Raw genomic sequence first — 10,018 nt, forward strand, 5'->3', positions numbered from 1 at the left:
TCAACTTGAATGTCCTTTCTTTGTTCCATTCATAACCCTCCTCGTCAAGTATCCACTTCTTGACATCCTTGGCGCTTTTCTTTGTACTTTTAGAAAGGATGTACCCGTTCCCCTCATCCAGTATATGGCCGATATTAGGGCCACTGTTCAACCCCCCGTCCGCAACGATGATCACCCTCCCGAACTTCATCTTGTCGATACTTTTAGAAAATTTTGGCATAAAATTTAAAAGAGATGATTTTTTAAGAGATATAGAAAAGTTTTATTCTGCCCATGAAATTTCAGAGCACTGGTTTAATAACTTTAGAGTAACGGCAAAAGGCAGGGATGAAGATTTTCCTTGGTTCGCTGCATGGATTTTATGGGAGAGGATGGCACCAAAACACATATTGTCAATGGAGCAAATGAGTGATTTGATTGATGAGGGTTTTGAATATTTGTCAGAAAATGATTATAAAACAGCCTGTGATATTTGGTTAAAAGTATGGGAAGCACTAAAATATAGAATTAAACCGGAATACAAAAGTTTGGATTTTCTGGACAGGCAGTATATGGGTAGTTTTTTTGTAAGCAATTTTTGCCAGGACCTTGAGAATGAGCTCCATAATGCGGGCTTGGAAGATAAAACGTATTTCGAAAAAAGAATTAATTATTGCAGGGAATTTTTAGAATATTTTCCCGATGAAGATGATAAAGGATTCATAACATGAGACGCAGTATGGCAGAATCATACTCTTACCTGGGTGATTATGAAAAATCAGAACAGGAGTATGAAAAGTTAGTGCGAGACTATCCAGATAATCCTTGGGGATATATTGGATGGGGTGATATGTATTTTTGGGTTAAGAAAAACGATTATTCCAAAGCAAAGGAATTATATAAAAAAGCGTTGACAATTGCAAAAGATAAAACAGATATAGCTGCTTTGCAGGAAAGACTGGAAGATTTGGAAGAAGAAATGAGAACCTAATATATTGATAGTGAAGTAACTATGTGATAAAAGTTAAAATTTTGTGAGAGAAGCTAGGCAAGTTATCACAGATGCAATATCAATGATGTGTATTATCAATCATATTGTTGGAAGAGATATTCTTTTGCAAATATTAAAAAAATTAAGCAAGTTCTCATTTAATGCAATCAAAGGCGGAAGCTGGAAAAGTAAAACCAGCCGGTAAGTGGATGGCCGCAGTCCTATATGCTTTTCAGAAAGTCGCCGGGCAGCACTGTCCTGACTGGCGAGCCGCCGAAGTCCTTAATATTCCGGGTGATGATGCATTCCATTTTCCTGCGTTTGGCGCATGCGGCGAGCAAAGCGTCTTCATAATCCGCCATGGGCAGCTCCAGCGCTTTTTCGCAGTCAGGGCCAGTAACGTCAAGAATGTTGAAAACCTTTATAATCTTAAAGATTTCCTGCTTGCATCGCTCCTTGTCACGCAGGTGTTTGTGAAGAAGGTAATAGATATCCGTAATGGAGCTTGTGGTAATATGCGCGTTGATTTTTTCCTCGGCGGCCATAATGAACAGTTTTTGCGCGGCTTCAGCGAAAGGTGAACGAGAAAGCATGGCATCCAGCACAACATTGGTATCAATCAATACGTTCATGGCGGCTTAAACGCTCCTCTCTTGCCTGCTCCAAGGAAGCATCGGCGGGCAGTATGCCGAACAGGGATTTTACCATTTCGATTTTGTCCTGCTTGGTGTTTGTAAGCTTGGCAATTCTTTTGCCATTTTTGGTGATATATATGTCCTCTTTGGACGTAAGAGCGAGATACTTCCCGATGTTGTTCTTAAATTCGGTTGCTGTTATTTGCATGGCTGAAACCTCCTTGCACAAAAAATATTATTTCATTTCCCGATATTATTATATGCGAATGGCACCAAAATGTCAACTAAAATTGCACAATATAATTTTTGAAATCGTGCGGTAGGGCGTCAAAATCTCCGGTGGATATGTTTCGTGCAAAGGGCAGGGGGCACGCGCGAAAAAAATGCGGTTCAAACAGGAATGGCCTCCCTGAGTATCGGCCTGTTGGATGCGTCCCTCACAAGCGCCTCATCGGATACGTCAACTTTGGCCTGAAGATTGGCATTAAAGGCAAAAGGAGTCAGCAGATTGGAAGACGATATTGGGTAGGGGGAGATTTTGATGGGAAACGATATTAAGTTGCTATCAATTAATAAAATAATAAAAGAAAAAATTCATATGGATTTTTGGATACATCAGAGACATTACATATACTTCTTGCAACAGATCACCTAATGCAGAGTTGGAAGGTTGCTATAATAAGGCTCCTTACGAACAGATAATACAAGATGAGTTTGGGGTTCATCTATTGCAAGATATAAAAGTTATGAGCCATTCATTGTGACTAATAACTGGATGAGAGGAAAAGATACTATTGAATTTCTAGGACTATGGGAACAATTACATAATCCGGATTTTAAACCTATCGAATTCGATATGTTTAGAAAAGAAGCAGGATATAATGCTTTTACACTGTCCCCGCAGAAATGGATAGAAAAGACGAATGCAATTGGTATTGTTTCGAAATCAAGCCGCTATGGTGGAACTTTTGCTCACTCTGATATTGCTTTTGAATTTGCGTCCTGGATATCAGCAGAATTTAAGCTTTATATTATTAAGGATTATAAAAGATTAAAAAGTGATGAAAGCAGCAGACTTTCTTTAAGTTGGAATTTGAATAGAGAAATTTCCAAACTTAACTATAGAATTCATACCGATGCTATAAAGGAAAACTTGTTTCCGACAGAACTAACACCAATTCAGATTTCCATCACTTATGCCGGTGAAGCAAACATACTGAATGTTGCTCTATTTGGTATCACAGCCAAACAGTGGAGAGAAAAAATCCTGATAAATACGGAAATATCAGGGACTATGCGACATTAAATCAATTACTGGTTTTGGCTAACATGGAGAGTTATAATGCCATTTTAATCGAACAAGGCAAACCGCAAGCAGAAAGGATTAAATTGTTGAATCAATTAGCTATACGTCAGTTGAAAGCAATTCAAGAGATTGATACGGATACATTAAAGGAATTGGAAGGCAAATAGGAGTTTTAGCTTAATTAGTCTGAAAGAAGGTGATGTGATGATATATTATACCGCTGACCAACATTATAGACATTCAAACATAATTCACCCTTATAATCATCATTTTAAAGATATTGCATATGGATAAAAATTTTAGTAAGATATTAGTAAGATAATAGAAGGGATGTAACGGAGGTAATACTCATGATAGAGTTTTCCGGAAGAAAATCGATAGGGTTTTGGTCAATTCCAAACTCACAATATGATGTGGTCAGAGAAAAGTAAACAGATAGAACCGATATTGGGATATTTTGTTGATGCCCATGATAAGACATTTGATAATCCAATGTCGTTTATAAAAATAACTCAAGCATTAGAAGCATTTTCTCGCCGAATGCGGAATAATGAAGACCTTCCTACTGAGCTTCATGAAGAAAGGGTTAGGAAAATACTTGATAGTATAACCGATCAGGGGTATAAAAGTTGGCTTTCCACGCTAATGCAGTATTCTAATGAGCCCGGATTAAGAAAAAGGTTGGTAGAGTTGTTTAAAGAAACAAATTATGTATTTAATATTTCCAATAACAATATGAAAAATATTATAAATAAAATTGTAAATGCAAGAAACCATTTCATCCATTTTGACAGTGAAAAGGAACATGAGATTATGAGTATAAATGAATTATTCTATGTTTCAATATATATGAAATTTGTTCTTAGGGCTTTAATCATGAAAGAACTGGGAATTAACCATGAACTGATAGCTGAAAGATTAAATGAAGATTCAGAATTGAGAACAACAATGGAAGGCTTGGAGTTGGAAGAGCCTGCCAAGCTATTTGATGTAAGAGTAGTACCAAATCTGAATAAATTAACAGATAGGTGATGGTGAAAGGCAACTTTCACTAAGCAATTATCCTATGCTGTCATGGGAAGGTTCAGCACGAGGCACTTTGCATGTACATGCACATATACATAATAAAAGGAAAGGTTTAGTATTTGAAACATTAAAGAGAATGGATAATGCATTAAATGCAGGTGTAGAGATAAACGAATACAAACCGGTTATAATAAATGAGTTTATATTAAATAATTGCAGATTTAAGAGCACATATTAATAAAATCTAACATGCTGGTTTATTTATGAAAAAGGGGAATTGAAAAGGAAATGCTAAGACGAAAAAGAGAATAATATCAAATATCCAGTTGAGAAATTTAAAATACATAACAATTGGAAGAACGATTTAACAATAAAAATTCTGCTCTAAATTGAAAAACTAATGTGCCAAAAATATTTAAAGGTACTAAACTTAAAGAAGTGAAAAAGGAAGTGAAAAAAGACATGTGTCAATCATGGAATGATATTACTGATGAAGATTTAAAGCGCTTATATTATGACAAAAACCTAAGTGATCGTGAAATTGCAGATTTATTTGGAGTAACCAAAAGTAAAGTCGCTTACAAAAGAAACAAATTAGGAATAACTTTAAAAAACAAAACATATCAAGAATTTGTTGAACAGAATCGTGAATTATTTGAAGAATTGAATTTAAAATCAAGGGAGAGATTACTGAAAAGGGAAAATATTGATGCAATATCAAAAGCGATTACACACTTTGCTTTTAGAAATGGACCAGTTGAAGATATGCACGCCAACAACCAACTTTCAGAAGACGATATGAAAACGTTAAATAAGTATATGGTAAATCGGATAGCTGGACTACTTACCGCTATTGCTGACAATAACTGGTTACAATTAGAGCTTTTGTTATCTTATTATAGGCTTTTTGGAACCGATTGGGATGAGGCCGAGCCGGATATGGAAGAAATCAATTCTGCTATTATATTTGCACTTGGTGGTAGAGGTTTATAAATCAGGCTTGATACACAAGCTGAAAAATACGTGTTTTTGAGGTGATTTTATGCAAATAAAAAGTAACGATAAAATGTTTGGTTTACCAATCATGAAACTCAGGGGATTCTTTAAAAGGTACACAAATAACTGGGATATTGAAAATGTAATGTATTTTTTTGATTTAGAACGAGAAAAAGCGGACGCATTAATGATTGAGCTTGAAAGAGAGGGTTATATTGAAAAAGAAAGCAAATTTCGTGATAAACAGCTATGGAGAAATAGTATTAAAGGAAATGCATTGGCATTGGCTTCTGCTGCAAGACCTATACTTAGAACTACTGCCGAGAGAAAAATAAATGAATTTCTGGTAAGAGTTAACGAAGTAAATAAAAATGAGTATTATTTATATAAAATTAAAAAAGTTGTTCTATTTGGTAGTTAGATATAGAAGGATATTCGAAAGCTATTTTTGAACAAATAAACTGATATTTCAGTATTCTATCGTGATGAGATTTTGTGGGATGAAAAACAGAGAAAAATATGCCGCACAAATATTTTTGATGGCAAATGTAAGTGGTTGCTTTCAGATTTACAAACCACCTCTATTGTAGTATAGTAAGCATGTAATATTGCCGGGTTTTGGGAATACTGGAGACATGCTTTGCCTGAAGGCAATAATCAAATTTTTGCATCTGAATATAAGTTCAATATGCCAACGGAGGAAGAACTGAAACATGAGCTTGAAAAAGAGCAGGAATAGTTGAAGACCGACACGAGAAAGGCAGGAGGTAAAATGAATTACAAAATATTTATACAGAAATCAGATGAAATATTGGACAGTATGAGCATGGAGGAGTTAAGAAGATGTCTGCATAATATTGCAAGAAAGACACCTGAAAGCAAGAGAGAGTCATTTCTCCAGCTACTTGAAGATTACTGCGATCAAGATGGTCGAGAAGATAGTAAGAAGAAGTTTCAGTATAAAAGATTAATACCTGATGAGAAAGTAAAAGAAGAGTTAAGGGATATAAAGAGAATTTTTGCTAAAATAAAAAATGGGGAATTATGTTTATCAGCCCAAGGATATGAAGATTATTCCAATGGATATTGGTCAAGTGATTGGATATGGGAATATGAGGACAATGAGGGTATAGGCAGGATAATCGAGGATGCAGTTTTGTTTGCACATGACTGTATGAATGATTGCAGATATGAAGAAGCAGTAACAATTTTTAAATTGGTTATGGATACCCAAGTATTTGCTAAAGATAAATACGGTGGAGATTCTTTTGAATTAAGCCTTGAAGAAATGGTGGATGAAAAATTGGTTGGAATAAACTTAAGGGTACTTGCACTAGACGTACTGTATTCGGAGTATCAATTACAAACGGCTGCTCAACGTGCAATTGTTTTATATTCATATTTCACATACCCTTATTTTAAGGAGATTCGTATTGAAGACATATTCTCTTGGGATGGAGTGGTAATTTTATAGGTCATGGAATAGATTTGATGCTGTTGTATTTATATGCGGATCATAATCTGAGAAAAGCCTGTAAAAAGATAGCAGCCCGGGTTTCAAACAGGATGGGATTTAATGAGAGCAAAAACCTTGTTTTCATGAAAGAAAATTCTGTATTTGAAACTGAAGTGATCGTGCAAAAAGGCGAAGAAATATTTTGGAATATCTTTTGTTTATGGAAAGTAAATCATGCAATAACGGCGGAAGATACAAAATCATATGTTGACTGGCTGGAATCCATAATAGATAAAAGAATAGGTGGAATTGTAGAAGGAAAATACAGGCATAAATACAATGATGTTGCTTTATTGGCAGCTGCTTTAGGGGAAGTAAAAGAGTCGCTGGACAAAAAAATGGCAAAAGATATTATTATAGACAGGTATTTAAAAAGATACTCACGGTACTCAGCCTTTCGAGGAGCATTGAAGGAATACGTTGATTAAAGATTTTATTAAAAATGCTTCAGTAACGATAGTTTTGCCGGAAGTATATCCTGACGCCAAGGCCTAAACAACTCCTGGCTCAAGTATGCCAAATGTTGCGTTATTGCAATTTATTTTATCAGATATGAATTTGTGAATTGATTTTTTGGTGCGGAGCAATAAGAGGGAATTTCCGGTTATATACCCGGCGAGGCTCATCGATGTTTTGGTCGCAAACCATACCGTGGTTGGGGTGTGTAACGGCTTTGACGTAGGCCTGATAAGGCGTTCCATATTTTGCTATTGACATGTTGGGTCGAACGCGATAGACTCTAATTAGGTCTATCAAAATAAACCCCGAGAGGCAATTATATGGAAAAATATAAGCTGTTTGATGCGGAGTATAAATTTGTAAGTATAATCTGGGACAATGAACCGATAAATTCAACCGGGCTTGTGAAGCTATGCGCGGATAAACTCGGCTGGAAAAAGTCCACTACATACACCGTATTAAAGAAACTTTGCGAGCGCGGCATCCTGCAAAACAGGGATGCGACCGTTACTTCATTGGTTAAGCGCGAAGATGTGCAGAGATATGAAAGCAAGGCTGTCTTGGAAAAAACATTTGACGGGTCGCTGCCGAAATTTCTGACTGCCTTCCTAAGTGGCCGCAAGCTTTCCGAACAGGAGGCCGAGGAACTGAAGCGGATTATAGAGGAGGCTGTGAAATGAGCTTGCTGCAAGATCTATTTATATATATTGTGAACATGAGTATCACTGCATCATATGTGGCTATTGGCGTTATTTTTATCCGCCTGTTGCTAAAAAAAGCGCCTAAGATTTTTTCCTATATTCTTTGGGTCCCTGTGCTTTTCCGTCTTGTATGCCCATTTTCTTTTAATTCGGTTTTTAGCTTTTTCAATCTAATAAACCTGGATGCGAAGCAAAAAAGCGGAATATTTGAATTTATACCGCAGAATATAGGGTTGATGCGGACGCCTGTGATCCAGTCCGGTGTTGGCAGCATCGACAGAGCGGTGAATGCTTCCCTGCCTCCGGCTACTCCGGCGGCAAGCGTGAACTTCATGCAGATATGGGTTACTGTTTTTAGTCTTATTTGGATTTTTGGCGTTATTATGCTGCTGATTTACAGCATCATTTCTTATGCAAAAATCAAAAGAAAGCTTCAGACTGCGACTCGCATGGAGGTCAATGTCTTTGAGACCGATGCCATCGGCACAGCCTTCGTATGCGGCTTTATCCGTCCGAAAATCTATGTGCCTGTAAATATTGGGGATGCCAACCTGTCCTACATATTGGAACACGAGCGCGCACACATCCGCAGGAAGGATTATCTGACAAAGCCGTTTGCTTTTCTTGCGCTCATTCTTCACTGGTTCAATCCACTTATGTGGATGTGTTTTGCGCTCATGAGCCGTGACATGGAGATGTCCTGCGATGAGAGCGTGATGCACAGGCTGGGCGACAGCGCAAAGAGCGGCTACTCAGGTTCGCTCCTATCGCTGTCGGTAAAAAGAAAAGGGCTTTTGGCTGTGAATCCCCTGGCTTTCGGTGAGAGCCATGTAAAAGTTCGGATTAAAAATGTACTCAATTACAAGAAACCTGCATTTTGGGTCGCAATGACTATGGTCATGGCTATTTGCCTGGCGGTGATTGCTTTTGTGGCAAATCCTTCTAAAGAAGGAACAATTTCAGGGGAAGGCAAAAGAAGACTTGAGGATGTTGTCGACGAATACTACCTGGAGGCCGATCCGGCCAACAAGGGAACTCTCAGAATTTATAATATAAAAAAATATGGCAGTGGCTACCTGGTATTAACTGAAAAATATAGAGGAGAAGGTGAGAGTTTTTCTGTTTTGTTTTTAGTAAATCACGATTTTAGTATAGTGGCTAAAGCCCAGGGAAACTTGCCCATAAGTCCCTGCTTCTCGGCCAATGTGGTAAAGGATCAGGACAAAAGCATTGTTTATGGGAATTTCAAGAGCAAGAAATGGGAGCCGAAAACCGATACTTTGGTAAACGTTCAAATTGACAGCATCAAAATAATCTTTGAGGATGGAACCATAATTAAAGAAGAGGTTTCCATGGATAAGGGATATATAATTGTTGCTGATACTATAGCAAAGATAAAAAATATTGAAGTTTATAACAACATAGGAGAACTGCAAAGCGACCTGAATGACAGCTTTTGTTCCGAATATGGTTTTATAAAAGTGGAAAATGAAACAGTATCCCGGCAAGAAGAGGAAAATGATTCAAACACAATTCCCATGCCTGGCGCAATGACGGATGAAGAGCAAAAGGCCCTTCAAGTAGTAAAAGAGTATTTTGGCGCTTTTGTGGAAGCTGATTATGATAAAATGCGCACCCTTGCGACAGAAAACCATAACCGTAATCTTGTTCATGACGGCGACGTGTGGGGTATGAAATGGGCCAAAGCAAAACAAATAGAATTAATAAGAGAGCCCCGTTTTCTAGGGATTGAAGACTCGGAATCAGTTTTAGTATTTTACGTATCAGTTGACATGGAAACTGTAAAGAGATCTGCCCAATATCCGGCAACCCAAAACAGTTTCTATGTTGTGCTTATTAAAGGTGATGATGGTAATTGGCGTGTGGATAGATATGCAACCGGATAAAAAAGAACGATTTTAGTATTCATTTGCCGTGTATTATATGATCAGCGGCACTGAAAATTGTAATGATACCAGAAATTAAGACAGACAAAACAATGCCTGTGGATGTGATAGTCAGCAAAAAAAATAAGTTTAATCAACCAAATCTACCCGAGTTTAACAGTTCTATGAATACTAAATTCCTTGTAAGCAAGTAGCAACAAGGAATTTGAGTATTAAACCATAGTATAAAATTGTAGTCACATAACTGTTACCATTTGCTTATGCCGCTTCATGGTTGTTTTGGCGCACTGCGCCGTCAAGGGTTCTCCTCGCCGCATAACATGGGCTAAAACTTCAAACTGTAACAGCGTCCAATGACAGATGTGTTTTTGTGTTCACAATCTCGCCAGTGTCTTCATCCACTTCCATCTTCTTCAGGAATTTTTCAATCTTCTTTGGCTTGTCCTTTAATTTATCGGGGTTTTTGACAACGGATTCAAGATATTCAATAAACTTTCGATTC

Annotated in this window: 12 protein-coding genes and 3 pseudogenes; 11 read left to right on the forward strand and 4 right to left on the reverse strand. The window is 37.2% G+C overall.

Annotated elements, in window-relative coordinates; all coding sequences use genetic code 11:
• Window positions 1-175 (reverse strand): hypothetical protein (locus tag HPY74_17650; GenBank protein ID NSW92456.1); only part of this gene is annotated, 175 nt, incomplete at its 3' end.
• Between HPY74_17650 and HPY74_17655 the strand changes: the two are divergent.
• Window positions 99-970: pseudogene (locus HPY74_17655) on the forward strand (tetratricopeptide repeat protein). The gene HPY74_17650 and the pseudogene HPY74_17655 sit on opposite strands and share 77 nt — an antisense overlap.
• 221 nt (window positions 971-1,191) lie before the next feature.
• On the opposite strand, the gene HPY74_17660 reads toward HPY74_17655, so the two are convergent.
• Both HPY74_17660 and HPY74_17665 read right to left on the reverse strand, forming a co-directional pair.
• The gene (locus tag HPY74_17660) at window positions 1,192-1,602 is read right to left on the reverse strand and encodes a PIN domain-containing protein (GenBank protein ID NSW92457.1); all 411 of its coding nucleotides are present in this window, start codon (window positions 1,600-1,602) and stop codon (window positions 1,192-1,194) included.
• Window positions 1,586-1,813, reverse strand: a complete 228-nt coding sequence (locus HPY74_17665) for a type II toxin-antitoxin system prevent-host-death family antitoxin (protein NSW92458.1) — start codon at window positions 1,811-1,813, stop codon at window positions 1,586-1,588. The genes HPY74_17660 and HPY74_17665 overlap by 17 nt, the downstream gene beginning before the upstream one ends.
• A gap of 131 nt (window positions 1,814-1,944) precedes the next feature.
• Here HPY74_17665 and HPY74_17670 point away from each other — a divergent pair, with 131 nt between their 5' ends.
• The 10 genes and pseudogenes from HPY74_17670 (at window position 1,945) to HPY74_17715 (ending at window position 9,516) form a co-directional block, all read left to right on the forward strand.
• A complete protein-coding gene (locus HPY74_17670; protein ID NSW92459.1) occupies window positions 1,945-2,163 on the forward strand; it encodes a hypothetical protein in 219 nt (72 codons plus the stop codon).
• Between the two features lie 217 nt (window positions 2,164-2,380).
• Window positions 2,381-3,078, forward strand: a pseudogene (locus tag HPY74_17675) (KilA-N domain-containing protein).
• Between the two features lie 241 nt (window positions 3,079-3,319).
• Window positions 3,320-3,943 (forward strand): hypothetical protein, encoded by a 624-nt coding sequence (locus HPY74_17680; GenBank protein ID NSW92460.1) that lies wholly within the window; start codon window positions 3,320-3,322, stop codon window positions 3,941-3,943.
• 456 nt (window positions 3,944-4,399) lie between these two features.
• Window positions 4,400-4,930: a hypothetical protein gene (locus HPY74_17685; GenBank protein NSW92461.1), complete on the forward strand. Its 531-nt coding sequence runs from the start codon at window positions 4,400-4,402 to the stop codon at window positions 4,928-4,930.
• A 49-nt stretch (window positions 4,931-4,979) separates the two neighbouring features.
• Window positions 4,980-5,354: a hypothetical protein gene (locus HPY74_17690; GenBank protein ID NSW92462.1), complete on the forward strand. Its 375-nt coding sequence runs from the start codon at window positions 4,980-4,982 to the stop codon at window positions 5,352-5,354.
• 210 nt (window positions 5,355-5,564) lie between these two features.
• Window positions 5,565-5,672 (forward strand): annotated as a pseudogene (locus HPY74_17695) (cytoplasmic protein).
• A 33-nt stretch (window positions 5,673-5,705) separates the two neighbouring features.
• Entirely contained in the window at window positions 5,706-6,407 is a 702-nt protein-coding gene (locus HPY74_17700; GenBank protein ID NSW92463.1) for a hypothetical protein, read from the forward strand.
• A 17-nt stretch (window positions 6,408-6,424) separates the two neighbouring features.
• On the forward strand, window positions 6,425-6,877 hold the full coding sequence (locus tag HPY74_17705; GenBank protein ID NSW92464.1) for a hypothetical protein: 453 nt from the start codon (window positions 6,425-6,427) through the stop codon (window positions 6,875-6,877).
• A 351-nt stretch (window positions 6,878-7,228) separates the two neighbouring features.
• Window positions 7,229-7,588 carry a BlaI/MecI/CopY family transcriptional regulator gene (locus HPY74_17710; GenBank protein ID NSW92465.1) on the forward strand — a complete coding sequence of 120 codons (360 nt, stop codon included), beginning with the start codon at window positions 7,229-7,231 and terminating at the stop codon, window positions 7,586-7,588.
• Window positions 7,585-9,516, forward strand: a complete 1,932-nt coding sequence (locus HPY74_17715; protein ID NSW92466.1) for a hypothetical protein — start codon at window positions 7,585-7,587, stop codon at window positions 9,514-9,516. The genes HPY74_17710 and HPY74_17715 overlap by 4 nt, the downstream gene beginning before the upstream one ends.
• 333 nt (window positions 9,517-9,849) lie before the next feature.
• On the opposite strand, the gene HPY74_17720 is transcribed toward HPY74_17715, so the two are convergent.
• The coding region (locus tag HPY74_17720; GenBank protein NSW92467.1) for a hypothetical protein at window positions 9,850-10,018 on the reverse strand (169 nt) is incomplete at its 5' end.

The organism is Bacillota bacterium (assembly GCA_013314855.1).
Classification (GTDB): Bacteria; Bacillota; Clostridia; order Acetivibrionales; family DUMC01; genus Ch48.

Coding starts and splice junctions, on each gene's coding strand:
- HPY74_17660 (NSW92457.1), bottom strand. CDS start 1,602: ATGAACGTATTGATTGATACCAATGTTGTGCTGGATGCCATGCTTTCT.
- HPY74_17665 (NSW92458.1), bottom strand. CDS start 1,813: ATGCAAATAACAGCAACCGAATTTAAGAACAACATCGGGAAGTATCTC.
- HPY74_17680 (NSW92460.1), top strand. CDS start 3,320: ATGATGTGGTCAGAGAAAAGTAAACAGATAGAACCGATATTGGGATAT.
- HPY74_17685 (NSW92461.1), top strand. CDS start 4,400: ATGTGTCAATCATGGAATGATATTACTGATGAAGATTTAAAGCGCTTA.
- HPY74_17690 (NSW92462.1), top strand. CDS start 4,980: ATGCAAATAAAAAGTAACGATAAAATGTTTGGTTTACCAATCATGAAA.
- HPY74_17700 (NSW92463.1), top strand. CDS start 5,706: ATGAATTACAAAATATTTATACAGAAATCAGATGAAATATTGGACAGT.
- HPY74_17705 (NSW92464.1), top strand. CDS start 6,425: ATGCTGTTGTATTTATATGCGGATCATAATCTGAGAAAAGCCTGTAAA.
- HPY74_17710 (NSW92465.1), top strand. CDS start 7,229: ATGGAAAAATATAAGCTGTTTGATGCGGAGTATAAATTTGTAAGTATA.
- HPY74_17715 (NSW92466.1), top strand. CDS start 7,585: ATGAGCTTGCTGCAAGATCTATTTATATATATTGTGAACATGAGTATC.